This is a genomic window from Vibrio ezurae NBRC 102218 (assembly GCF_000467185.1).
Taxonomy (GTDB): domain Bacteria; phylum Pseudomonadota; class Gammaproteobacteria; order Enterobacterales; family Vibrionaceae; genus Vibrio; species Vibrio ezurae.
Genome location: NZ_BATM01000054.1, coordinates 20,460 through 44,912 on the forward strand (window position 1 = coordinate 20,460; position 24,453 = coordinate 44,912).

The window sequence follows — 24,453 nt, forward strand, 5'->3', positions numbered from 1 at the left end:
AGAATGAAAAGCCTTAAAAAAGCAACTACCTTACTTGATTCAAAAAAATGGACACCATTAGCGTTTCATCAATAAGTCCATCTGCAAGTAATTTTGTCGCACCTATCGTGCAGCAACGTTCTGGCAACTTTGAGTCGAGGTACCTTAACGCTGACTCCCACTCGTCTAACGTAATGTTTAATCCACCGCTCAGCACCATCAAAGCAGTGTCGGCTTTAGTTTCACCACTACTGTCACCGCCACTTGCAAAATGCCCTAGCGCGTTATCAATGGCATGAAACACCCGAAACTTTCCTTTCGCGCTTCCTTGAAAGAAATCCCCTTTTCCCATATTGCAGAACACAGAGTAGATATCGGCATAATCAATACAAACAAACCCCTTGAGCTCGATACTCTCTAGTATTCGATTGATGAAATTACCTTGCTGATGCTGACTCCCGATGCAAAATGCACTATCGACCTGACCAACCCAACGCTGCCGAGTAGCTTCATTGCCAGCGACTACAACAGTAAAATACGCCTTACCCTGCTGCAATTTACTTTGCAAACGACGCACCTCTCTTTGATCCATTCCGTCATCAACAATCACAATCAGATCAAACGGGGCTAAACACGCACGACTCACCTGCTTTGCAGAGGCAAAGCAAGTACGCCCGATGGCTGGTAATAAAGCGACGGATAACACATGCGGCCGATTAGATATAATCAAGAAATCGGCACACTGTTCACTGTATGCCACGGGTAAAAGCCGCGGGTCTCTGATTACTGCCCCACTTGTTGTTTTGATTACTGTCTCAGTTACGGTCTCAGTCGCCGCTACCTCACTCTCTATGTTCATTATCACTCAATCCCTTTTGGCTTGAGTAAGTTACTCACTTTCTTTTCCACGCCACTAAAAATGGCATAGATTTTTATATCATCTTGAGGAACATCACTGATCACCGTGCCGATAATAATTGGGATTTCTGATTCAATCTGCTCAGTAAGCAACTTACCAGCTAGATGGATTTCATCCAGTCTTAATGAATGGTCAGCAGTAATATTGATCAGCACCGCTTTAGCTTTTTCTAAGTCATAATCTTCCAATAAAGGATTGATCAGCGCAGTTTCCACTGCCTGTTTGATTCGGTACTCGCCCACGCCTTGCCCATAGCCAATTACAGTAGCACCCGCACCGCTGATAACGGTTCTCACATCAGCAAAATCTAGATTGATATAGCCCGTTGTCGAAATTAGAGAGTAAATGCCCAGAAGTGAACGTTTGAGGACCTGATTGGAAGATTCAAACGCCTCAATCAAAGTGCTACTTTTGGCCATAGTGTGCAGCAGTTTTTGGTTGGAAACCGTCACGCACGAATCTGATGTGGTGTTAATTTTAGTTATCGCCTCTTGGGCAAAAAATTGCTTTTTCTTACCTTCAAAACCAAAGGGGGTGGTGACTATGGTGACGCAAAGACACTCCTCTTCACTGAGCATTTGAGTCAGCACTGGAATAACGCCAGTTGCCGTGCCACCGCCAAGTCCACCAGCGATAAAGATCATGTCATAACCAGTAAGGTGCTGCTTTATCTCATCAAATGAAGCGTGAGCAGCTTTTTCACCCACACTAGGAATCGCCCCAGCACTACGCCCATCAGTTATCTCTTGACCAATCGCCATACGGGTGACTCGCTCATCACTTTCTAGGCCTCGTGAGTCGGTATCAAAGACAAATAGATCGACATTGTCATCCAACTCTTTTTTGATGTAATTAATCGTATTGTGACCACAGCATCCTACGCCAACGACCGCGATTCGATGCAAATGCTCAGGTAAAAACATGTGGGCTTCCTTCTATATTGAAATAAGAGAAAAGAGTAACCCGACTTGCGACACAAAGTGTCGCCATACCATGATATTGACTAAAACCATGCAGATAATGTCTGAAATTGAGAACTCACGAAGTGCGGCCTTTAATAGGAGTGAGCCACAAAATAAGTTTATACAAGAAACCCATCTCACAACCCCATCTATATTGACTATTTCTGGTAAGCTCTTCGCCAATGAATTGCTCAATTGACTTATTGCATCAGGATATCGAAATGCCTCAATCCAACGCCACTACCGCCCCCCAAATTATTGATCACTTTGTGGCGCCCAAGTGCAAAAGTAATATCGATATTTTATATCAAGACCGCGATATTTTGCTTATCAATAAACCCAGTGGTTTATTGAGCTTATCGGGAAAGAACCCGCTTAATTGGGATTCAGTGCATTACCGTTTAGTCAACGGTCAAACCGCGATGGAAGATAATAATCAAAAAACAACGCCTGCGTTCACAGAAGCAAAACTGCCGCATCGACTTGATTTGGGCACCTCTGGGATTATGGTGGTTGGACTGAATCAAGAAGCCTCTAAAAGCCTTAACAAGCAATTTCAAATGCGAGCTGTACAAAAGCGTTATATCGCGATGTTATCTGGCTGGGTGAGCAATGATAGCGGACAAATCTCAGCACCAATAGCCAAGGACAAAGCCTTATTCCCACGAGTAAAAATTTGTTTCGACACAGGCAAGAGCGCCATCAGTGAATATCAAGTCATTCAGCGTTTAGACAACCCGGCAAGAACCTTAGTGCAATTCACCCCGATCACTGGCCGCACTCATCAATTGCGTATCCATAGTCTTGAATTTGGTCATCCTATTATTGGGTGCGATCTTTATAACGACTCAAAGCTTGAACATCGTCTGGAGCCGAATAATGAGCGACAACAAGTAAACCAACGCTTAATGCTCCATGCCAGTGATCTTTATTTTACCCACCCCACGACAGGCGAAGCTATGCATGGGCGTAGTCCAAACCCTTTTACATAGTCCATTCGCCATTTTAAGTCTATAAAAGCCACCGCAAAGGTGGCTATGGGACCTCACAAGTGGAATCCATTTGTAGCATGAGTGCCTTGCCACGTTTGATTATCCCATTCTATTTGTTGTAAACCGTCTTCATTAAATACCATATTGAGCATAGGGTCAGGCGAGTCCAAAAACACTTCATAGCTATAATCATCGAGCTCTGGTTCAAAAGGTCGATCTCTATCGTGGGCAATGGAGGAAGATGAAAACGCGATACATGCTAAGGTGCTAATGGTCTTTCCAAAAACGTTATTATTCGTCATATTGAGTTCCTCATCTGAATCAATATGACTATCATCGCGCAGTCGTTGCCATTTAACGATAAAGCTGAGTTTAGATCGCACATCACTTCTGTTTATGAGTGATATGTGTAATACCAATAACACTAAGTCAGTGATCAGAGATAGCGCAGGAAAAATGCGTGAGAACAAGGCAGAATTTCTCGATAAATCGTGATTCTACAATCAAAAATTCTAACCCCGTTATTGAGTTCGATCGCTATAAGATAATCGCTGCCTAGCAAAGACCCATTTTCATTAATTTAAAGGCTGATATCCACGGCCAATCATGCAATTTCGCATCACTTGCTCTCGCTCTTGCTGGTTTCTATTCTCAGCTGTATTTTTTGACCCTCGCCCAGATAACAAGCCCATAGTCGTGCCTATGGCCGCCCCTTTTTTCGCTGCATCAGAACCCGAATTTCCTGATATCGCACCTGCGGCTGCCCCTGCTGCTGCACCTCGTACGCCACGCTTTACGCCTTGCTCCACAGCACCGCTTCCTTCATGGTTTCCCACATCATTAATCAGCGCCTCGCACTGCGTTAAATCTACGGAGAATTGACTCTCATCGTACTGCTTTTCATCAAAGATTAAATTGTGAGACATTGCAGGAGATGCGATAAATAAAGACAAAAACAACGTGAAATATGCAAGATAAGATGAAGGTTTAAAGCAAGGGAAATGCATCGGTTAGCCTCTAACTAAAGGCAACTCCTTTTGCCTGCAAGATGATAAATAAATGGATGGATAACGATTAGAACTGGTAAGAAATACCCAGCGTCAGAATATTGTCGTTATCAATTGGGCCGCGCAAAGAACCATAATCTCCAGTACTGCTTATTTCACCTTCGTGAGTATTAAAGTAGGTATATTTTATGTACGGCGTAAAATCATTAATGGTTTTAGACAGTATCACTTCATGCTCATTGGTTCGATAATCATCTTGCGAGAAGTACGCCTCATTGCCAGCATGAGTATATCCACCATTCGAGCCATTTCTATTCTCGTGGGTGTATTGATAAGCCAAATTAAATCCAGCCCAATTTAACTGAGTACCGGCAATAAATTTATTGGTATTAATTCCGCTATCGCTGAACTTTTCTAGCACTTGTTCAGAGCGGTTGTAACCGATGCCTGTGAACACGCTAATGTTGTCATTGATATCGTAATTTACAATACCTTCGATGAGTATTTCCTCACCCGTTTCCCACTTACCTAATTCGGTGTAAACATTAAAATTAACCTTATCTGATAAGCTAAAATCATGCCCATAACCTGCGGCCAACCAACCTTGATCGTCAAAGCCGATATACACACTGCCGTTTTCAGACACCGCAATATTTGCACCCGCTTCAGTGGCATACTCACCATGATCCGCCGCATTAGATGCCACATTTTGCTCTAAGTAAATTGAGGTTGAGTTTGCAAAAGCGGTGGCAGTAAATGAAGTGGCGCAAATAAGTGCTAAAGCTCGTAATTTCATGATGTTCTCCACGTATATTAGTTTGTGTACGCGGATTATCCTCAAAGCATAAGCGTCAATATATAAGGTCAAGTTTAGATAAAACCTCAACCAGATGAATACCTAGTGCTATTTACGAACGTTGTATGATTGCGTTACGCAATGCCTCTCGTTTTGCTTTATGAAAAGCATCGTTGATGTAACGACGGTGGTAGATCATATTAAATTTAATTCTGTTCAATTCAAAAGGGATTTCATGGATACGAAGCCCCATATTTTGAGCAAACTCTTCGGCAATCTCGCGAGACGACGACGCGATAAAATCGGTTTGAGAGGCAATGGCAAGCATGCTCGCCACTGAACCTGTCTCGATTTTTATCTTTCTTGTAGCAACAGGTTTGTCGCTAAGATGATTGAGGGTGTTTAGGTTGTTCCTTCGAACCTTTAACGCAATATGCTGCTCGTTAAAATACTGTTCAAGAGAGATTTGTCCTTTTATCCTCGGATGCTCAAGGCGAGTAAGGCATACTGCATCTTCTTCATGAAACTCTTCGACAATTAAACTTTGATGCTTGCTCGACATAGCATCAATCACTAAATCGACTTTTTGTGTATATAAATCGTCAATGATGATCTCTTCGTCCAACGGCGTTTCAGCAATAGTAATATTGTCAATATGAGCCACTTTAAACAGCACCGCTTCGCTACAGTACACATTAAGATGATCTTGCTGGCCTTCAATGGTTTCCAGCACTGACATCGGTGACTCAATTTTATTTGCCAGTGCCACCGCCGCCCCCGTAGGAACAATGCCACGGCCTTCACGCACAAATAATGCTTTGCCAATTACCCCTTCAAGACGCTTTAGAGAAGCGCTTATCGCAGGTTGCGAAAGTTCGAGCTCTTCAGATGCGAGCGTAATCGATTTGTGATGATAAACTGATAAAAACGTCGTTAATAAGTTTAAGTCCATGCTTCACCACTTTTAATGCCCAAACCTTAACGTATGCAAAGCACCTCATATTGGCAAGCATTAATTTAGACTGACCCCATTTGCGGTTACTTTACCGTTAGCAATAATGATCTTAGAGTGATAGTTGTTCTTTTCGTCCATCGTCATGAGTTGGTTGGTCACTTTTGGCGGAATGCCCGCGCGTGAGATCACTTGTGGCGTCAAAGTAACATCTAAATCAACAGACATTGCATCTGCTATTGCCTCAGTAATTTGTCTCTGTGGGAGACCTTGATAGTTCCTTTGCGTCAATACGACGCCCCCTTTGATACTCGAATCGTTTACGTAAAAATCAATGTTGCTAAACTTAAAGCCATCCCCCAGTATTTCGGCAAATAATGCATCTGCCTCATCTAATCGATGACTACTGACTAGGTTGCTGTAATCCATTAGTTTGTTCGAATCAAACCCTTCCAGACGCCCTTTTAAGCCCATCTTAAAATCATCTAACGTTAATGTTGCAGAGTTGACATCCACAGAACCGATTGTCCAATCGTAGTTAATAGCACTCATATCTCCGACACCGGTGCTCGTAAGCAACTTAATATCTTTAAAGTGTAAAGAGCCTGAGGGATCCAAAATTGAACCATTCGATAGCGTAATATCCAGTGTGTGGTTTTCTGCGGTTGTGACTTGATCAATGGTGAGCTTACCAAAATTGAACATATTCCCGTTATAGTCATGAATATTTAGGCCATCAACAGTAAACGTCATAACGCTATCTTCTACTGTGCCCGAGACCGCCATTGCCATTTCACCAATCTTAGTCGTTTCTTTGTGCTTACCCTGAATAACGCCGATATTAAGCTTGCTACTGAGGTCGATAGAGTGCGTTGTAGGCCTCAGCGTGTAATTGATATTCTCATTAAAAGAGGTCACCTCACTAATAAACATAGCAGCTAAGCCTTTATCTTTGGCTAGGATAAGCTTGCCATCCACGCTGAAACCGAATAAGCCTACTTGAGCACTGTGGGTAATATAAATTGGATTTTCGATACGCTTACCGTTATCAATGACATAGATGGCTAACTCTTGTTCTATCTGGTTGCCATTGACCGTCGAACCAAGCACTTGTACATCGGCATGCGCACTACTGCTGGTTTCATGAGCAAGGTGTTCCACATAACTGACTAGCTCATTGGCGGCTTTTTCCACCAATATATTATTCGCCACATAAACGCCACCCGCCAAAACAATCACAGCCACAGCAATTCCACTTTTCTTCATCTCTATTTCCTATCCCGACATTCTTGAACGTATGTTTATCAATATTGACCTGAATAGGCCGACTATAAAAATTAGATACTTGTGAATACACGCAACCGACGATTGAACGAAAACCAAACAGAGGAACGCAATACAATCGCTGTACATTATCATGTCAATGATCGCTTCAATTATCACTTTGCGCCTTATTAAACAGGCTGCAAAAGGGAAAAAAGCGACGTGAATCTCACTTTGTCAGCCTCACTCATGCAAGAACTCCGTTCAATCTGCCAAGGAAGGCAAACAATGAGCTACTACCGCGTAAAGTAAACACCGAAGTGATGATTATCACCGCGCAAAATTCACGATTTAGTACGATGGATTTACCAAACATTACTCTTTGTTTACGCACCTTTACCTAAAACCACCTACTTTAGAAGTTGCTGTTCCTTGCTCCATTTTAAACACCAACTACACTCATAAAAGTGCGCTATCTTTTTACTGGATATAGACCTATAACTATGAAAAATAACCACATTATCACTCTGTCATCTATCGCCTTATTCACAATGGGCTGCTCTCCATCATCCGACGTTATAGCGAGTAGCAACCTCAATGATTATCATGGTTCTGCCAGCATTACCCAAGGTTTAGCAAAGACCATCAAAGAGAATCTTTTTGAATGTGATAATGGCAGGAGTCGCGTTGCGGGCATAGGTGAGATTACTGATGCTGAAGGTAAAGTTTGGACAGTTCCTGCCACAAATCATTTTGCTCACGCCAACAAAGCCGTCGATCTGTATGAGCAGTGCGCCAATATCACCCCCCGAAGCATCGCAGATGTTGATGTAGACTCTGTTCCAGTCGCAATAATTGACGCCGACGGAGAAGAAATCACAGGCTACATTTTTGCCGACAATTACTTTGAGCTATACATTAATGGTCAACTCGTTGCCATCGATAGCGTTCCCTTTACTCCCTTTAACTCTAGTATTGTAAAGTTCAAGGTAAATAAGCCATATACGATTGCTGTAAAAGCCATTGATTGGGAAGAAAACTTAGGCGTAGGCACAGAGTATAGTCGCGGGGTCTCCCACCATCCCGGAGACGGTGGTTTTATCGCAAGTTTTAGCGACGGCACCGTAACCAGTTCTGACTGGCAAGCACAAACCTTTTATACCGCGCCCATTTATGACTTAACCTGCTTAAGTGAAATCGATGGTAAGCGCCTGTCCGATACCTGTACAACAGCCAGCACCAACAGTGGCGACAACGCATACGCCGCTCACTGGCAAGTCCCCGCTGACTGGATGAATCAAGGGTTTAACTCAACCTCTTGGCCACCAGCAACCCAATACTCAGAACGTGAAATCGGCGTAAACAACAAAAAGTCTTACATGAACTTCATTGAAAAATTCAGCGGCGCAGGTGCACACTTCATCTGGTCCACCAATGTGGTATTGGATAACGAAGTTCTATTTAGGTATGAAGTTAAATAATGGAGGACTCTGGTGCGTACTTTTGAAAGAGTGCGTACTAAGCGACACCATAAAATATCGAGCAAGTAATAAAGAAAATTAGAAATTGATCTACTAACAACAGTAGCGACTACAAATGCTGATGTATTTGATAAGTGTGTTTACACAGGATGTTTAGAATATGGAAAGGTAGAGCAGAATTGGGTGGGGGCCAGCCACATCCCGGCACACAAGTCATTCGCTGCGGCTGCTTCCTTCCGGACCTGACCGAGTTCACGAACTATTGTTGCGAGAGGACCAACCCCCATAGAGCGACTTCAGCAAATAGGTTTGCTAAAGAAGTGTTTGGATTATTCATCATCCTTTGCTTTTATACAAGCGCTTTTTGTGGCTTTTCTAGTAACTTGGCGCTAAGCGTTGAAAGTTTAATCGCCGAATTCTTCGTTTATGCGTAAGATGTAATCAGTCATCCAGATAGCCGCTAAAATCAATAACCAAACCAGTAGAACAATTCCTTGTACGTTCCCACTAGGCATTGCCACCAAAGACGCAAATGCTGCGGTTGGTAAGGTCCAGCATTGCAGTTTCAGCCATTTTGATTTGTGTATCGCCATGTTTTCCATAGAGGCCATAATCCCAACAATGGTCAGTGAGATAAGTGCGGCGTGAGCCATCCCTGCCATCAGTAGAGGCAATACTAGAAACAGTGCCCACCAACCATGTTTAGAGGATGTTTTCCATGACACGGCCGCTAGCCAAATCATGGATACACTGGCAATTTGCAGTAAAGTAAAGATAGGCGCACCGCTTAATATGCCTTGCATCTGCGAATAGATAATTCCAGATTGCATAAACATAAAGAAACTAAACACGCTCCAGCGTGCACTGCTGGTACAGCGCTTAGAAAACGCAACCATGAGTAGTGGAAATACAATCCACATTGATACCGATAACGCTGTTGGTTGATGCGCAAGAGTGGACCCAAACAGACAAAGTCCGACTAACAGAAATATGCCTGAGGCGCGAGAACGTGACATAATCCAAAGTGCAGGAATGGCAAGCGCAAGAACAGGAATATCCCCTTGGCTCACATCGATAGATTGCGCACAGATTATAGCCAGCAATGTAGTGATAAAAAATTGAACGGTAGAAAACATGATATTCGCCTCCTTGCGACTACGTTTTTATTCCTCAAATTATTTAACAATCAGGTACAATTATGCATCATTTAAAGCACAATGTCTTTGCTTTAGTTCACCAAATTCCGGTAGGCAGGGTAAGCACCTATGGTGATATAGCTAAATTTTCAGGCTTTCCAGGCTACGCAAGACAGGTAGGCGCTATTTTAAGTAATTTACCCGAAGGCTCATCCCTTCCGTGGCATAGAGTAATAAACAGCAAAGGTGAAATTTCTTTAAAAGGAGAAGATTTACAACGGCAGCAATCACGCTTGATTGCAGAAGGTATTGTGTTTAATAGTGCAGGAAAAGTGAAACTAAAAGAGTTTCGATGGCAGCCGTAAGTCAAATACGTTCTATCATCACTTTTTACCAAATGTTAATGAAATGTTTAACTTAGCGAGTATTACGCGATTACCCATACCTATTAAATCTTGACGTTTCCTCTATCGCACTCCCTCACAACTAGCACTATATTGAAAAGATTGCTTTCGATCTCATCACAATTAGCACTTGTCTAATCCCTCATTAGCGGGTATTTTCGATTTAAATCAACTCGGAGGTCAGATGAGTAAACCACTTAACAAACTATTGACGCTTTTACAGTTGGAACGACTAGAACTTGGATTGTTCCGTGGTGAAAGTGAGCACCTTGGATTACCTCAGGTATATGGCGGTCAAGTTTTAGGACAAGCACTGTCTGCATCGCGTTATACCGTTCCTAATGATAGAAGTGTACACTCATTTCACAGTTACTTTTTGCGTCCAGGCGATCCTGAAAAAGCGATCATTTACGACGTTGAACATCTACGTGACGGCAGAACATTCAGTACTCGCCGAGTAAAAGCGATTCAAAACGGTCGTCCTATTTTCTATCTTACTGCGTCCTATCATGGTGAACAGCCAGGTTTTGAGCACCAGAACACTATGCCTGATATTCCAGGTCCTGAACATTTTGCCTCAGAAACAGAGCTTGCTCAGCAAATCGCACAATTTTTACCCGAGAAGATCCAACAGGTATTCTGCGGTGAAAAGCCAATTGAAGTTCGCCCAGTCAAAGTCGTTAACCCGCTGAAACCCCATAAAGAAGAGCCAAAGCAATACTTGTGGATCAAAGCTAACGGACAATTGCCGGACGATCAACTGATTCATCAATACTTACTTGCCTACGCATCGGACTGGGGCTTCTTAGTCACTGCTTTGCACCCACACCAAGTTAGCTTACTGACCCCTAAATTTCAGGTTGCAACCATTGATCACTCGATGTGGTTTCACCGTCCATTTAAGATGGATGAGTGGTTGCTGTATGCCATTGACAGCCCAACAGCAAGCAATTCTCGCGGACTAGTGCGTGGTGAACTATACAACCGCGCCGGTGATCTGGTGGCGAGTGCGGTTCAAGAAGGCGTCATGCGTCAAAGCTAAAGATATAGATATAGCAGGGAGCGCGACTCGGCTTGAAGCTCAAGTGGCGTTTAGCGCTCCCATAAATGGTTAACCTCTCGCCAATTAACCATTAGTGTCATCTTCACCGGTATCGATTAAGTCTCAGAAAATAAAATGCGTACTCACCGCGTTACACTTTGTCTTGTAAAGCAATAGCTTATGGATGTGCTTTGCGCTAAATAGCGTGCCTTGCTCCCAGTCATTTCCTCTGCATCATCTTTAATCGCTAAATAAATGTGATGGCTATAGCATCAACAAAGATAAATCAATTAACAATATGCACACAACGTGTAACACTGGCGTAGCAGTTAGGCTTTTTTAGTAACCTGCACCTTTTTAACCACGGACGTAAAGGCAGTATATGATTTATTTACAATTTGGTCTTTATCTCGCAGCAATGCTGGGGATTGGCTACTATTCCATGAGAAAAACACACAATAACCAAGACTTCATTATCGGGGGGCGCACCTTAGGCCCAGTCACCTCAGCGGTCAGCGCTGGTGCTTCTGATATGAGTGGATGGCTATTGTTGGGCTTACCAGGTGCAGTCTTTGCCAGTGGACTCGTTGAAGGTGTGTGGATTGGTGTTGGTTTAACCTTAGGCGCGTATCTTAATTGGCTGATCGTTGCCCCTCGTTTACGTGTCGCAACTGAAGCGAGTAATACCGTTACCCTTCCAAGTTTCTTATCTAAGCGATTTGAAGATGAAACAGGGCTGATTAAAACCGTTTCGACCATCGTTATCCTATTCTTCTTCACTTTATACGTTGCATCAGGATTAAAAGGCGGCACGTTACTGTTTGCCCACAGCTTTGGTACAACAGAAGAAGTGGCGCTGTATGTCACTGCCTTCGTCGTGATCTCTTACACCTTTCTTGGTGGATATATGGCGGTGTGTTGGACAGACCTTGTACAAGGTATTCTCATGCTAGCGGCTTTAGCATTTTGTATGTTGCTGGGGTATTCGGTCATCGCAGAATCAAGTGTCAACATTAGTGAAGTGAAACCTGAAGCCTTTAAATTCTCGACCGGATTTATCACTGCCGCCTCATTGATGGCATGGGGATTGGGTTACTTTGGTCAGCCGCATATCTTAGCTCGCTTTGTCGGAATTGATAAAGTTGAAAACATTGCTAAAGCGCGTCGCATTGGCATTTCTTGGATGGTACTCACACTCGTGCTCTCTATTTCCATTGCCTTGATTGGTATTGGTTATGACGCTATCCACCCACTAGAAACGGTATCGGGTGCAAATGGTAACTCCGAACGCATCTTCCTTGCCTTAACCGACGCATTATTCCATCCAGTATTTGCTGGCTTCATTTTAGCCGCAGTATTGGCGGCGGTCATGTCGACGGCGGATTCCCAGCTGCTCGTTCTTACGTCATCACTGACCGAGGATATCGGTTTTATCAGCAAGATGGATGAAAATAAGAAAGCATGGATCAGCCGTTTAGGGGTGGTCGGGTTTGCTGTATTTGCATTGATTATTGCCTCAAATGACGACGGCTCAATTCTCGCTATGGTGGGGTATGCGTGGGGTGGATTTGGTGCTGCCTTTGGACCATTAATGCTTTTATCTTTATGCTGGAAAGGCACAACCAAAGCAGGTGCGGTAACGGGCATGATCGTCGGCGCAGTGACTATCTTTATTGTTAAGAATTACGTGTCAATTGAGGGAGAGTACTTCTATGAATTGCTACCGGCATTCATTTTGTCTTTCATCTCAATTATTGCTGTTAGTAAAGTGACTAAAGCACCATCACAAGCAACGATTACTCAACTGCAAATCTAGCTGAGTTTCACAGCGAATGAATACACTACGGCGAGGCATTCAGTCTCGCCTTTTTTATTGGCTATTACACACTCTCTAACGGAAGCTCAGTAGTGTACTTTATCGATTCCATGGCAAACGTTGATGTAACGTTAGAGATCCCGGGCACCGCATTGACCAGTGTTTTATAAAAAGCGTCGAAACTTTGCATGTCTTTAACCAGCACTTTCAACATATAGTCATAGTCCCCCGCCATGCGATAGAACTCCATAACCTGTTCAAACTCGGAAACTCTATCCACAAACATCTGATACCACTCATGAGAATGATCAGACGTTTTGATCAGCACAAACGCAGTGAACGCTAAACCAAGCATTTCCGGGTCCAATAATGCAACCCGCCCCTGAATCACACCCGCCTCTTCTAGCCTTTTTAATCGCTTCCAGCAGGGTGTGGTCGTTAAGTTCACCGCCTCAGCAAGCTCGCTTAAGGATAGCGTGGCGTCTTTTTGTAGCATCGCCAGTAACTTTTTGTCTGTCTTGTCGATATTCATTTCACTAATTCTTATTTTTGTAGCAAAGTTTTCTACATATTAGATGACAAAGCACATCATTGGGTAAGTTTTTCTCTTCATTACAGGCTAAATTATACGTACACAGTCAAAGAGATACAGGAAAGCAATGATGAACACTGAAGACACCTGCACACACCAATGGATCAATCGTGCGATTCAGATCATTGAATCAGACTATCAACGTTCAGCGGACACTCACCTAATTAAGCTCGATATTGATGCCTTTGCGGGTATTGATATCTACCTAAAAGATGAGAGCACCCACCCGACCGGTTCTTTAAAACACCGTTTGGCTCGTTCTTTGTTTCTGTATGCTCTATGTAATGGCTGGATAGGCCCTAAAACGCCAATCATAGAATCCTCTTCTGGCAGTACCGCGGTTTCTGAAGCCTACTTTGCTCGTTTACTCGGTTTGCCATTTATTGCGGTGATGCCAAAAAGTACGGCTAAGAAAAAAATAGAACAAATTGAGTTTTATGGCGGTCAAGCGCATTTAGTCGACCATTCTGATGAAATCTACGCTGAGTCACATCGCTTAGCAGAACAATTAAATGGTCACTATATGGACCAATTCACTTACGCTGAACGTGCAACTGATTGGCGTGGCAACAACAACATCGCCAACTCTATTTTTAATCAAATGAAACTAGAGCAGCATCCTATACCAACATGGATAGTCATGAGCCCAGGTACAGGAGGCACGTCTGCCACTATTGGCCGATTCATTCGCTATCAACAATGCGATACGCAACTTTGCGTTGTCGATCCTAGTCACTCGGTGTTTTATGACTATTACCACAGCAAAGATGCGTCTATTACCTTAGATCGCGGCAGTAATATCGAAGGTATTGGTCGACCTAGGGTGGAGCCGAGCTTTATCTCTGGTGTGGTGGATGAAATGATTAAAGTACCTGATGCCCACTCTATTGCCACAATGCAGTGGCTACAGCACAAGCTAGGGCGTAAAGTTGGTCCATCAACAGGCACGAATTTATACGGCGTTTTGCAACTGGCTAAACGCATGCATGACAATGGCGAGACAGGTTCAATCGTGACCTTACTGTGTGATAGTGGCGAGCGCTACCTTGATACTTACTATAATCCACAGTGGATCAAGAGCACGATTGGCGATGTTCAACCAAGTCACGATCATTTGCAGTCGTTATTTAAAGTAAACGCAGCTAACAAATAAATGAAAATATAATTTATTGTATTCCAGTAACTCTATATAATATGGCGTCCTATTAATTAGGCGCCATTTTTTAATTTATACAATGTAATTTACTCATTAAATTAATAATAATGTTATCAGACAATAATAAATAATTAAGTTGATTAGCCTAGCTAATTCATTTAACTCGCCAGCAACTGAAACTATATTTCATATAAGTAAACTCAACTTGTAGTCGTTCTTACAAGCTGGGTGTCTATTCACAGTTACCTATTCCCTTTCATAGCACCTTCTCTTTTGTTGCTGCACTCTTTTCCCATACGCCGACTCCTACCTTGGTTTCCTTAGCTCGCCAATAGTCACACTAAGTCACTGATAAATAAATACTATAAATCATATTTCATGACTAACCCTGCATAAACTCCGCAGCTAACATCCGAGTTGCCTGCATTAATTTGTGACGAAAATAAACTCTTTTTAAGATAAAGCACAATTCCATGCAATATTTTTTATCAAGTTGCGTGTTGTGTTGCATATATTGATTCAAATGATGGTTATTCGTTTAACTATAATAAATTTAAATACATAATTTAAATGTCTCTCGAATACTCAAACTTGAACACCACGTTATTCCTAGTGGAGTTTAAACAATAAGTAAAATCAAGGTGCAAATAAGAATATTATCTAATTTATCTTGATGTTCGAACCAGACGTCCCCCAATTGAAAATACTTTTATTTTTATTAAGGTTAACGTTTATGTTTAACAAATCACTTTTATCTTTATCCATTCTTGGATCCCTTTTGGCTGCGCCAGCGATTGCAGCTCCCCCTGGTGACCCTGTAATATCGTGGGGTGATTACACCTTCGCGCTAGTTGAGGTTGATCACGATGCCACCGCATATGAACAAGTAGTGAAAGCGGTGCACGAAGAGCTCACCCTTGAAATTACATGGGATGTATGGGCAGGTGACCCTGCTGATACTGCGCGCATTCTTCTTGACGGTAACGTTGTGTGGGAAGGCGATGCTTCAGCAAATAAAGCCGTTTTCACCATGAACAAAGGCGGTCTTTATGACATGGTTATCGAGCTTGAAAATAAAGATGGCATCAGCCGCTCAAAAGAAACGCTCCTAACGATTGCTGACACTGACGGCAGCCACATGGAACCACTCGAGACCATTTGGACTGAAAACAACAAACCCTACGAAAACACTACAGGTAAAATCGTAGGCACATACGTTGTAGAGTGGGCAGTATACGGTCGTGATTACCCTATCGATAAAGCGCCTACTGCCAACTTAAACCGTATGCTCTATGGCTTTGTTCCGATGTGTGGTGGTCACGGCATCAATGACTCTCTAAAAACTATCGATGGCTCTTTTGAAGCTCTACAACGTGCTTGTGCGGGCCGTGAAGACTTTAAAGTGGCAATGCATGACCCATGGGCAGCAGTCCAAATACCTCAGAAAGGTGTAGAAGGCTGGTCTGTGCCATACAAAGGAAACTTTGGTCAAATGATGGCGGCAAAACGCGCCAATCCAGATCTTAAAATCTTGCCTTCTATCGGTGGCTGGACACTTTCTGACCCATTCTTCTTTATGCACGATGACGAAATCCGTCACACCTTTATCGAGTCAGTACGTGAATACCTAGAAACATGGAAATTCTTCGACGGTATTGATATTGACTATGAATTCCCTGGTGGTGGTGGTGCAAACCCTAACCTAGGTGATAAAGAGATCGATGGCAAAACTTACGTCACCTTAATGAAAGAACTGCGTCAAATGCTTGACGAGTTGGGTGAGAAAAACGGCCGTTACTACGAGCTAGCATCAGCAATCAACATTGGTCACGATAAACTTGCCGTTGTCGATTACGGAGAAGCGTCTAAATATCTAGATCATATTTTCCTAATGTCTTACGACTACTATGGTGCATGGAGCAACAGCGTTCTAAACCACCAAACTGCCTTACATAAATCAACGGTAAACACCGTAGAGGAAGAGTCTGAATACTACACTTCTCGCGGCGTAGAAATCCTTCTTGAGCAAGGTGTGCCAATTGAGAAAATGGTCATTGGTGGCGCAGCCTTCGGTCGTGGCTGGAGCGGTGTTCATGGATACGTTGACGGAAACCCGTTTACGGGTGAAGCTACTGGGCCAATCAAAGGCACTTGGGAAGATGGCGTTTTAGATTATCGTGATATCGTGGATAACCACACTCCTGCACAAGGCTTTGTACAAGGATACGATGAAGCAGCAGAAGCCGCTTATATCTTTAAAGAGTCAACGGGTGAATTAATTTCTTATGATAACCCTCGCTCAATTAAAGCTAAGGCGCAATACGCTGTACAACAAGGTATGGGCGGTATTTTCCACTGGGAAATGGACGGCGATAACGGTGACCTAATTAATGCAATGCATGAAGGTTTAGGCCACGGTGATGCAGTCACTGATCCTGAGCAGCCAAACCGTGCTCCTATCGCACGTGCTGGTGCTGATAAAACTGTAACAGGTCCTGCTTCTGTTCTTCTAGATGGCTCTTTGTCATCCGATCCTGAAGGTGAGGCGTTAACGTTCAACTGGCAGCAAACCGCAGGTAACACGGTTGCTATTATCAATAATAGCAACGCTAAACCAACGGTAGACGTTCCTTACACAGAAACAGACATGTCTTATACCTTTACCTTAACGGTTGCTGATCCTGAAGGTGCATCATCTACCGATAGCGTAGTCATCACTAACAAGGCAGAGGTATCTAACCAACCACCAACAATTGCTATTACACCAACAGTGTACGTTGATGAAAATACGCAATTTACTCTTGTGGCAAATGCCAATGACGCTGATGGCGACTCATTAGCATTCACTTGGAACGTACCTTCTGACTTCGTTATTATTGACGGTGGTCATGAGAACAGCATTGTCCTAACAGCTCCAGAAGTTGATGCAGATACTCAGTTCTCAATCGATGTCACTGTTAGCGATGGCGAAGACACTGCAAGTGCAACCACCCGCGTACATGTAGCAAACATCGAAGAAGATAACGATGGTGGCGACACTGGTGGCGATGAAGGTGGTGAAGGTGACGGCGGTGCCGGAGACGGTAACCAATGTACTGGCACGGATCCAGAAGCACCAAACTACCCTGCATGGGAAGCTGGCGCGACTTACACAACAGAAACCGTGAGCCACAAAGGTCTTGTGTACAAAGCGAAATGGTGGACTCAAGCTGAGCCAACACCTACTGCTGAAGGTTGGGAGTTGATTTCAAATATCGAACTACCATGGAATGCAGAAATTGCATACTCAGGTACAGAGCAAACTAACCACAACGGTTCACGCTGGCAAGCTAAGTGGTGGACAAAAGGTGATGAACCTGGCATTGACCCAGTATGGGTTAACCTAGGCTCCGCAACGTGTAAATACTAACTGATAGCGAAAAACTATTGGAAAAGTAGCTAAACTAAAGTCCCTCAATATTCTTGAGGGACTTTTTATATCAGCTCAAAGATCTATTATTTTTTATTCTTTGCTTCAAATGCCGCTAACTGCTCTGGCGTGGCCGGTAATTGGTGGTTTTGTTTCCACTCATCATACGTCATACCATACACACGCAAACGGGCATCATCGATATCTAAATCCAAGCCCTTTTCTTTTGCTTCTGCGGTGTACCACTTGCTAAAGCAGTTTCGACAAAACCCTGCCAAGATCATCAAATCAATATTCTGCACATCTTTATTACTGTCTAAATGCGCCAGTAAACGACGAAATACCGCAGCATCTAATTGATCTTGCTCTTGTTGTGACAGTTGTTGGTGCTTAGCTTGAGTCAATGTCTCTCTCCTTCTTATTTAATCTCAATCGTAGTAACAAACGTTTTAATCGTAGACAGCCTCATGTAATATTGTTGTTATATACAAGGATGAACACAGTATCTACTTTGTTAACACTAACACATTATAAAGGATGATAATGAATAAGCTTCGCCTACTTGGCCTACTTTCTAGCACCCTGCTTTCGATCTCTGCCACTGCTGCTGGCAACAACTCTTTTTATCTTGGTGTTGGCGATGTTGGCTTTTCTCCTGATGGAGACTCTACAGATACCTTTGCTAGCCCAAGCTTCATTATTGGCGGTGGTCAATCCTTTAACGAACACCTCAGTATGGAAGGGTTTTTCCGTTACTCAGAGTCCTCTGATGATGCTAAAACCTTTGAAATCAACTACTACGAGTTAGGGCTGTCTCTCATCGCCACCACCGGAGAGCTAGGTGATACACCTCTTGAAATTTTCGGGCGTACCAGCGCCATCGCGACCCATATTAAAGGTCACGATATTAGCTCCGGCTCTAGAGTAGATGTCGGTGATACCACAGGCTCGGTATTTACCGTTGGCGCAGGCTTACAATGGAATATCAACGCCGATTACTGGCTTCGTGCTGAATATATTTATGGTTACGCAACGTCTGGAGTCGGTCGCTATGATGCAGACTATGATGGACTGCAAATGAGCATTGGTTTGGATTTTTAAGAACCTCTGCCCCATGACTTTGAGACTTTAATGGTGATCACTCATCCTAATAATCTTGAACCGACGACTATTGATGTTATAGAGCTTAGTTTTAAAGGCGCGCTAGATTGGCAATACATGCTGAATTTTTATCAGCGGCGCGCCATTTCGCATCTAGAGCAAATAGATAATCACCAATACACGCGACATGCGCAAATCAACAAGATGCCGATATGGTTTCGGCTATCACAAAATCACCCTCAATCCCTCACCCTAGAGTATCAATTAAGTTGTGATTCTCAGCTTAACCCGTTAATTAACGCAGTGCGCAGAATGTTTGACCTCGACTCAGACTTAGCAGCCATAGAAAAGCATCTGCACGCCCTCTCACCAACACTAATCAAACGCACCGGCATACGCATTCCCGGAGTATGGAGCACTTGGGAAGCAGGCGTACGCGCTGTGCTAGGACAGCAAATCTCAGTGACAGCGGCAATTAATCATTTAAATCACTTCACCAAACAATTAACCAACCACCAGCACTTTCCCAGCCCACAGCACGTCGCCACAGCCGATCTTTCCTTCTTAAAAATGCCCCGGCGACGTAAAGAAACACTCAACAGACTGGCAGAATTTATTATTGAATCCCCGCAAGCACACCCAAGCCAATGGCTTCCCATTAAAGGCATCGGCCCATGGACAATTCAATACGTGCAATTAAGAGGTCTATCAGAAAAGAACTGCTTTTTAAGTAATGATTTAGTGGTTAAAAAAGCACTGGCTAAGTTTCCACATCTCACCGCTGACAACGTCAGCCCCTACGGAAGTTACGCGACTTTTCATTTGTGGAATCAATAACCTTTATCTCAAATAAAATGCCGCTCACTTCACAGTGAACGGCATTTTTTAGTGCGTTTTATCGCTTATTACAAAGGTTATCACTTCACCTAGTGGCTAATGCGTCCTTTAGTATCTTGGTCGATAGCTTGGTTTAGAAGCTCTTCTACGTGTCCCGGTGCTTTGGTGTTAAACGACAGCAGTCGATACATCGCAGGGATAACAAATAGCGTGACAAAACTTGCAAATGCCATACCGAAGAAGATGACGGTACCTACTGCAACTCGGCTTTCATAACCTGCGCCGGTTGAGAAGATCAGCGGGATTGAGCCTGCTAAGGTAGTAAACGCTGTCATCATAATTGGTCGTAGACGTCTTGCTGCTGCATCGATGATGGCTTGCTCGAACTCAACCCCTCTATCACGTAACTGGTTGGCAAACTCGACGATCAAGATACCGTTTTTGGTTACCATACCAATCAACATGATCATCCCTATCTGACTGTAGACGTTAAGCCCTTGGGACATAATCACTAAGCCTAAGAAGCCACCGAATATCCCCATAGGAACGGTAAACATCACCACTAATGGGTTGATAAAGCTCTCAAACTGGGCTGCCAATACTAAGTATGCCACCAACAAGGCTAAGCCAAATACCATCACAATCGAAGATTGGTTCTCTTTGAAATCTTTCGATTCGCCAGAGTAATACACTGAAATGCTGCTTGGCAGTACCTCAACCGCTTTTTGATCTAGGTAATCAAGGGCGTCACTGAGGGTTGCTCCTTCAACCAAGTTTGCTTTTACTGTGATTGATTTTTGCTTGTTGTAGTGGGAAAGACGAATCGCCGATGCCACTTCATTGACTTTAGTCACCGAATCTAATGTGACAAGATCACCCTTAGACGTTCGTAAATAAATTTGGCTAAGGTCGGTACTGTTGTTAAAGCTGTTTTCATCACCACGCAAATAGACGTCATATTCCTGACCTCGATCGACATAGGTGGTTTCGCTTTTACCCCCAAGCATGATTTCCAATGTATCGGAGATATCACTTTGCTTAATACCCAACTCTGCCGCGCGCTCTTTATCAATAGAAAGCACCAGCTCCGGTGTTTTCTCTGAATAGTCAGTGCTTGCACCATCCATAAATGGGCTGGCATCAGCTTCGTTTTTAAGCACCTCAGCCCATTTCTCTAACTCTTTATAATCGGTGCCGCCAAGAACAAACTGTACAGGCTCACTAGAGCGCCCTCTAAAGCCAGGTAGCATAGGGAAGACTTTGACATCAGGAATATCAGCCAGTGTTTTACGAATCACACCCAATGCTTCACCCGCCGATAAATCACGATCAGCCCAATCTTCTAAAATCATGATCACAAAGCCAGTCTGATCGCCGGCGTTACCACCAAATGCAGGAGATTGAATAGAGAAAGATTTTAAAAGGCCCTTGCCAAGCAATGGTTTTAAGCGAGACTCAATGACATCCATATTCACCGACATGCGGTTATAACTGGTAGCGTCAGCACCCCTTGCAAAAGCAAATAATACTCCGCGGTCTTCTTGCGGCGTAAGCTGAGCAGGTACCGACTTCATTAAGTAATATGAACCGGCAAAACAGCTAATAATCACGATAGGAGCAACCCACTTAAATCGCAGAGCCACAACCAGCATACGACGATATAAGCGTTCTAGCTTACCAAATAAACACTCTACGCCTTGGTTGAAACGGTTAGGTTTCACGTTTGCTTTTAAGATTTTACTGCCCAGAACTGGCGTTAATGTCAGAGCAATCAGTGATGAGAACAACACCGACATTGCCAACAATACGGAGAACTCCGTAAACAGCAAACCTACCATGCCATCCATAAAGGAAATTGGCAGGAATACCATGACCAATACTAGCGTAGTAGCAATAACCGCAAAGCCTACTTCACGCGTGCCTTTATAGGCCGCTAAAAGAGGCGATTCACCGCGTTCTATATGGTGGAAAATATTCTCCACCACCACAATGGCATCATCGACCACCAAACCAATGGAAAGGATCAACGCCATTAGCGTAATCAAGTTGATACTAAAGCCAAAGTAGTAAGCGGCGATGAAAGAAGAAATCAAAGATACAGGCACCGTTACTGCCGGTATCAAAGTCGCCCTTGCCTGCCCTATAAAGATATAGAGCACTAAGATCACTAAGCCACCTGTAATATATAAGGTGTTGTAAACCTCAGAAATAGAACGGTCAATAAACACAGTCGAATCGTAATCTACCGCTAAACGAGTGCCTTCTGGTAAGAATTTTTGAATCTCATCCACTTGTTTATGAACGGCAGTTGCCACATCAAGAGGGTTCGCATCAGATTGAGGAATAATCCCCAAACTCACGTTAACTACACCATCACTTCTAAAGGTGGAGTCTTCGTTTTTAGCGCCCAGATAGACATCCGCGACATCTTTAAGGTAAATCGGCATACCATCAGCCGTCGTTCTTACTACAAGATAGTCGAAGTCCTTTTCACTGTTGTAGGTGCGATCAGTACGAACAGACATCACAATCGAGTCATTACGCACTTCGCCGCCAGGACTTTCGATATTTTCCGATTTTAACGCGGCTGTAATATCAGCTGTTGTTACACCTCTACCTGCCATTAAGGTCGGTTTAAGCTTCACATACATAACCTTGTATAGGCCACCGGAGACATCAACAGAGCTCACCCCAGAAAGTAAACTGAAACGGTCAAGCAGTACTCGGTCTACATAATCGGTCAATTCAGTTCTATCCAGATAGTCAGAACTTAAGTTGACGTACATTGACGCTTCACCACTGCCGTTATTTTTATAAACGGTCGGTGAATCCGCTTCATCAGGCAGTTGGTTCTCCGCGCGAGCTACCGCATCACGCACATCACTGACACCCGTGTTTAAATCATAACCAATATCAAAGGTTACAGAGATACGAGACATACTGTTACGCGTTGTCGACGTAATCTCATCAATACCACTAATACCCGATAATTGGTCTTCAATGACCGAGGTAATTTGGTTTTCTATAATAGTGGCGGATGCACCTTCATAGCGTGTACTAATCGATACCGTTGAGCTTTCAATGTCGGGCATCTCACGCACGGCAAGCTTAGAGAAAGACACTATGCCAAAGACACACAATAATAAGCTCAGTACGACGGCCGCGACCGGACGTTTAACTGAAATATCGGATAACAGCATTACTGACCTACCTCACTGCCTTTTTTCCCTTTACCATCTTTGGCTTTTTTACTTTGAACGTCTTTCGCGTTTACATCTTTTACTTCGATGCCATCACGCATGTTAACGATACCTTGTACCACGATGGTTTCACCAAGCTCGAGACCTTTCTCGATCACGACTTCGTTTTCAACGCGCGTACCTAAGAAGACTTCACGACGCTCTGCACGGTTGTCTTTTCCGACCACGTACACAAAACGCTTCGTTCCTAAGTACTGCAATGCTTGAACAGGAATAATGGATGCTTCGATCTCTGGGAATTTCATGGTCGCTTTAACCAGCATGCCTGGTTTTAGTTTTTGATGATTATTATCAATAGAAATACGAACACGTAAATTTAGCGTATCAGGGTTTACTCTAGAATCGATGCCCTGCAAAGTGCCGGTAAAGACTTCATCACCCCATGCACTCGACACGGCTGAAACTGACATGCCAGTACGTAACATAGGTAAATAACTTTCTGGAACTTGTAAATCCAGTTCCATTTTAGTGGTGTTATCTAAGGTTAATAACTCAGTGCCTGAATTAACGAACTTACCTAAACTGAAATCAACAAAGCCAATATGGCCAGAAAATGGGGCAGTAAGTGTGCGTTCGTTCAGTTCGGCTTTAGCTGCGCTCAATCTAGCCTTTGCGATATCAACACTGGCTTTTTGACCTTCAATCTCAGTCAAAGTGATGGCTGCGCTTTTTCTTAAACGTTCAAACTCGTTGAGCTTACGTTGCTCATCGTTTAAATACGCTTGAGCTTCGGCAACCGTGGCTGAACTCTTATCTTTGCTCAGTTCAATCAATACTTGTCCTTTTCGGACACTTTGATTGGTTCTCACGGCAATACGTTCAATAGTGCCGCTGACCTCAGGTGCGATAATGACCGACTGCGAGGCTTGAAGTTTACCCACTAGGGCTAAAGTTTGTGAAATATGGTGAACACCGACTTCTTGAGTCGTAACTGCAACATGAGAAGGTGCTTTCGGTTTATTTGCGAAAGAAGGAGTACAAAATAGGGCTCCAATAAGAAGAACCGTGGTTGGAGACAGTTTATTTGAGAATGGCTGGGAGATTTTTTTCATATTCATAATTGTTATTGTCCTCATCTGCGCGCCATTTTATCAGCTGAAAGTGACAGTAACGTCAATCAATGTAAAGTATTTCCATTTCATCTCACTATATGACTAATTTTATTCGAAAATAATATGCAACTACCCCCTCAAACAAGCAAGAAAGTGACGGTTTTTAGCCATTCCGAGCAAAATTCGGGCATATGAACTGTTTTTTTAAGAAAATCCTTTACAGAAAAACTCCGTCTGGATATCATTCGCACCGAACTTGAGGAGAGAGTTGGGAAAACGATTCTTAAGTATAAAAAC

The 24,453-nt window shown here is 43.4% G+C and carries 21 protein-coding genes and 1 other RNA gene; 9 read left to right on the top strand and 13 right to left on the bottom strand.

The window, feature by feature from the left end; all coding sequences use genetic code 11:
* Positions 1–25: 25 nt before the first annotated feature.
* Both VEZ01S_RS15295 and VEZ01S_RS15300 read right to left on the bottom strand, forming a co-directional pair.
* The gene (locus VEZ01S_RS15295) at positions 26–838 is read right to left on the bottom strand and encodes an FtsZ/tubulin family protein (RefSeq protein ID WP_021714960.1); all 813 of its coding nucleotides are present in this window, start codon (positions 836–838) and stop codon (positions 26–28) included.
* A gap of 2 nt (positions 839–840) precedes the next feature.
* Positions 841–1,821, bottom strand: coding sequence for a cell division protein FtsZ (locus VEZ01S_RS15300; protein WP_021714961.1), 981 nt, complete (start codon positions 1,819–1,821; stop codon positions 841–843).
* Positions 1,822–2,081: 260 nt separating this feature from the next.
* On the opposite strand from VEZ01S_RS15300, the gene VEZ01S_RS15310 reads away from it, so the two are divergent.
* On the top strand, positions 2,082–2,852 hold the full coding sequence (locus VEZ01S_RS15310) for an RluA family pseudouridine synthase (protein ID WP_021714963.1): 771 nt from the start codon (positions 2,082–2,084) through the stop codon (positions 2,850–2,852).
* Positions 2,853–2,905: 53 nt separating this feature from the next.
* Here VEZ01S_RS15310 and VEZ01S_RS15315 read toward each other — a convergent pair whose 3' ends face one another.
* The 5 genes from VEZ01S_RS15315 to VEZ01S_RS15335 all read right to left on the bottom strand — a co-directional run bounded on the left by VEZ01S_RS15315 (position 2,906) and on the right by VEZ01S_RS15335 (position 6,873).
* Positions 2,906–3,235, bottom strand: coding sequence for a hypothetical protein (locus VEZ01S_RS15315; protein WP_040891176.1), 330 nt, complete (start codon positions 3,233–3,235; stop codon positions 2,906–2,908).
* Between the two features lie 192 nt (positions 3,236–3,427).
* Positions 3,428–3,778 (bottom strand): glycine zipper family protein, encoded by a 351-nt coding sequence (locus VEZ01S_RS15320; RefSeq protein WP_235868499.1) that lies wholly within the window; start codon positions 3,776–3,778, stop codon positions 3,428–3,430.
* Positions 3,779–3,926: 148 nt separating this feature from the next.
* The gene (locus VEZ01S_RS15325; RefSeq protein WP_021714966.1) at positions 3,927–4,655 is read right to left on the bottom strand and encodes a hypothetical protein; all 729 of its coding nucleotides are present in this window, start codon (positions 4,653–4,655) and stop codon (positions 3,927–3,929) included.
* Positions 4,656–4,767: 112 nt separating this feature from the next.
* Complete coding sequence (locus tag VEZ01S_RS15330) at positions 4,768–5,607, bottom strand: LysR family transcriptional regulator (protein WP_021714967.1); 840 nt, start codon at positions 5,605–5,607, stop codon at positions 4,768–4,770.
* A gap of 60 nt (positions 5,608–5,667) precedes the next feature.
* Positions 5,668–6,873, bottom strand: a complete 1,206-nt coding sequence (locus tag VEZ01S_RS15335; RefSeq protein WP_021714968.1) for a YdgA family protein — start codon at positions 6,871–6,873, stop codon at positions 5,668–5,670.
* 500 nt (positions 6,874–7,373) lie between these two features.
* Between VEZ01S_RS15335 and VEZ01S_RS15340 the strand changes: the two genes are divergently transcribed.
* Positions 7,374–8,351: a hypothetical protein gene (locus tag VEZ01S_RS15340; protein WP_021714969.1), complete on the top strand. Its 978-nt coding sequence runs from the start codon at positions 7,374–7,376 to the stop codon at positions 8,349–8,351.
* Positions 8,352–8,536: 185 nt separating this feature from the next.
* Here the strand turns inward: VEZ01S_RS15340 and ffs are convergent.
* Positions 8,537–8,633: signal recognition particle sRNA small type (gene ffs, locus VEZ01S_RS16685), an RNA gene on the bottom strand.
* Between the two features lie 122 nt (positions 8,634–8,755).
* The gene (locus tag VEZ01S_RS15345; RefSeq protein WP_040891179.1) at positions 8,756–9,490 is read right to left on the bottom strand and encodes a VP0952 family biofilm-associated protein; all 735 of its coding nucleotides are present in this window, start codon (positions 9,488–9,490) and stop codon (positions 8,756–8,758) included.
* A 59-nt stretch (positions 9,491–9,549) separates the two neighbouring features.
* Between VEZ01S_RS15345 and VEZ01S_RS15350 the strand changes: the two genes are divergently transcribed.
* The 3 genes from VEZ01S_RS15350 (at position 9,550) to putP (ending at position 12,749) form a co-directional block, all read left to right on the top strand.
* On the top strand, positions 9,550–9,852 hold the full coding sequence (locus tag VEZ01S_RS15350; protein ID WP_021714971.1) for an MGMT family protein: 303 nt from the start codon (positions 9,550–9,552) through the stop codon (positions 9,850–9,852).
* A 223-nt stretch (positions 9,853–10,075) separates the two neighbouring features.
* Positions 10,076–10,933 (top strand): acyl-CoA thioesterase II, encoded by an 858-nt coding sequence (gene tesB / locus VEZ01S_RS15355; RefSeq protein WP_021714972.1) that lies wholly within the window; start codon positions 10,076–10,078, stop codon positions 10,931–10,933.
* A gap of 382 nt (positions 10,934–11,315) precedes the next feature.
* Complete coding sequence (putP, locus tag VEZ01S_RS15360) at positions 11,316–12,749, top strand: sodium/proline symporter PutP (RefSeq protein WP_021714973.1); 1,434 nt, start codon at positions 11,316–11,318, stop codon at positions 12,747–12,749.
* 64 nt (positions 12,750–12,813) lie between these two features.
* Here putP and VEZ01S_RS15365 read toward each other — a convergent pair whose 3' ends face one another.
* Positions 12,814–13,281 (bottom strand): Lrp/AsnC family transcriptional regulator, encoded by a 468-nt coding sequence (locus VEZ01S_RS15365; RefSeq protein WP_021714974.1) that lies wholly within the window; start codon positions 13,279–13,281, stop codon positions 12,814–12,816.
* 130 nt (positions 13,282–13,411) lie between these two features.
* Between VEZ01S_RS15365 and VEZ01S_RS15370 the strand changes: the two genes are divergently transcribed.
* The gene (locus tag VEZ01S_RS15370; RefSeq protein ID WP_040891181.1) at positions 13,412–14,494 is read left to right on the top strand and encodes a PLP-dependent cysteine synthase family protein; all 1,083 of its coding nucleotides are present in this window, start codon (positions 13,412–13,414) and stop codon (positions 14,492–14,494) included.
* A gap of 736 nt (positions 14,495–15,230) precedes the next feature.
* Positions 15,231–17,906: a glycosyl hydrolase family 18 protein gene (locus VEZ01S_RS15375; protein ID WP_040891183.1), complete on the top strand. Its 2,676-nt coding sequence runs from the start codon at positions 15,231–15,233 to the stop codon at positions 17,904–17,906.
* A gap of 86 nt (positions 17,907–17,992) precedes the next feature.
* On the opposite strand, the gene VEZ01S_RS15380 is transcribed toward VEZ01S_RS15375, so the two are convergent.
* Positions 17,993–18,310 (bottom strand): DUF1244 domain-containing protein, encoded by a 318-nt coding sequence (locus VEZ01S_RS15380; RefSeq protein WP_021714977.1) that lies wholly within the window; start codon positions 18,308–18,310, stop codon positions 17,993–17,995.
* 139 nt (positions 18,311–18,449) lie between these two features.
* Here VEZ01S_RS15380 and VEZ01S_RS15385 point away from each other — a divergent pair, with 139 nt between their 5' ends.
* Positions 18,450–19,007 carry an outer membrane beta-barrel protein gene (locus VEZ01S_RS15385; RefSeq protein WP_021714978.1) on the top strand — a complete coding sequence of 186 codons (558 nt, stop codon included), beginning with the start codon at positions 18,450–18,452 and terminating at the stop codon, positions 19,005–19,007.
* Positions 19,008–19,037: 30 nt separating this feature from the next.
* Complete coding sequence (locus tag VEZ01S_RS15390; protein ID WP_021714979.1) at positions 19,038–19,844, top strand: DNA-3-methyladenine glycosylase family protein; 807 nt, start codon at positions 19,038–19,040, stop codon at positions 19,842–19,844.
* Positions 19,845–19,933: 89 nt separating this feature from the next.
* Here VEZ01S_RS15390 and VEZ01S_RS15395 read toward each other — a convergent pair whose 3' ends face one another.
* Together VEZ01S_RS15395 and VEZ01S_RS15400 are read right to left on the bottom strand one after the other, a co-directional pair.
* Positions 19,934–23,044, bottom strand: a complete 3,111-nt coding sequence (locus VEZ01S_RS15395) for a multidrug efflux RND transporter permease subunit (protein WP_021714980.1) — start codon at positions 23,042–23,044, stop codon at positions 19,934–19,936.
* The gene (locus tag VEZ01S_RS15400; RefSeq protein ID WP_021714981.1) at positions 23,044–24,162 is read right to left on the bottom strand and encodes an efflux RND transporter periplasmic adaptor subunit; all 1,119 of its coding nucleotides are present in this window, start codon (positions 24,160–24,162) and stop codon (positions 23,044–23,046) included. The genes VEZ01S_RS15395 and VEZ01S_RS15400 overlap by 1 nt, the downstream gene beginning before the upstream one ends.
* Positions 24,163–24,453: the final 291 nt, after the last annotated feature.

Excerpts from the sequence above, each read along its gene's own strand:
- VEZ01S_RS15295 (WP_021714960.1), bottom strand. The coding sequence starts at position 838 with ATGAACATAGAGAGTGAGGTAGCGGCGACTGAGACCGTAACTGAGACA.
- VEZ01S_RS15300 (WP_021714961.1), bottom strand. The coding sequence starts at position 1,821 with ATGTTTTTACCTGAGCATTTGCATCGAATCGCGGTCGTTGGCGTAGGA.
- VEZ01S_RS15310 (WP_021714963.1), top strand. The coding sequence starts at position 2,082 with ATGCCTCAATCCAACGCCACTACCGCCCCCCAAATTATTGATCACTTT.
- VEZ01S_RS15320 (WP_235868499.1), bottom strand. The coding sequence starts at position 3,778 with ATGTCTCACAATTTAATCTTTGATGAAAAGCAGTACGATGAGAGTCAA.
- VEZ01S_RS15325 (WP_021714966.1), bottom strand. The coding sequence starts at position 4,655 with ATGAAATTACGAGCTTTAGCACTTATTTGCGCCACTTCATTTACTGCC.
- VEZ01S_RS15330 (WP_021714967.1), bottom strand. The coding sequence starts at position 5,607 with ATGGACTTAAACTTATTAACGACGTTTTTATCAGTTTATCATCACAAA.
- VEZ01S_RS15335 (WP_021714968.1), bottom strand. The coding sequence starts at position 6,873 with ATGAAGAAAAGTGGAATTGCTGTGGCTGTGATTGTTTTGGCGGGTGGC.
- VEZ01S_RS15340 (WP_021714969.1), top strand. The coding sequence starts at position 7,374 with ATGAAAAATAACCACATTATCACTCTGTCATCTATCGCCTTATTCACA.
- VEZ01S_RS15350 (WP_021714971.1), top strand. The coding sequence starts at position 9,550 with ATGCATCATTTAAAGCACAATGTCTTTGCTTTAGTTCACCAAATTCCG.
- tesB (WP_021714972.1), top strand. The coding sequence starts at position 10,076 with ATGAGTAAACCACTTAACAAACTATTGACGCTTTTACAGTTGGAACGA.
- putP (WP_021714973.1), top strand. The coding sequence starts at position 11,316 with ATGATTTATTTACAATTTGGTCTTTATCTCGCAGCAATGCTGGGGATT.
- VEZ01S_RS15365 (WP_021714974.1), bottom strand. The coding sequence starts at position 13,281 with ATGAATATCGACAAGACAGACAAAAAGTTACTGGCGATGCTACAAAAA.
- VEZ01S_RS15370 (WP_040891181.1), top strand. The coding sequence starts at position 13,412 with ATGAACACTGAAGACACCTGCACACACCAATGGATCAATCGTGCGATT.
- VEZ01S_RS15375 (WP_040891183.1), top strand. The coding sequence starts at position 15,231 with ATGTTTAACAAATCACTTTTATCTTTATCCATTCTTGGATCCCTTTTG.
- VEZ01S_RS15385 (WP_021714978.1), top strand. The coding sequence starts at position 18,450 with ATGAATAAGCTTCGCCTACTTGGCCTACTTTCTAGCACCCTGCTTTCG.
- VEZ01S_RS15390 (WP_021714979.1), top strand. The coding sequence starts at position 19,038 with ATGGTGATCACTCATCCTAATAATCTTGAACCGACGACTATTGATGTT.
- VEZ01S_RS15395 (WP_021714980.1), bottom strand. The coding sequence starts at position 23,044 with ATGCTGTTATCCGATATTTCAGTTAAACGTCCGGTCGCGGCCGTCGTA.
- VEZ01S_RS15400 (WP_021714981.1), bottom strand. The coding sequence starts at position 24,162 with ATGAATATGAAAAAAATCTCCCAGCCATTCTCAAATAAACTGTCTCCA.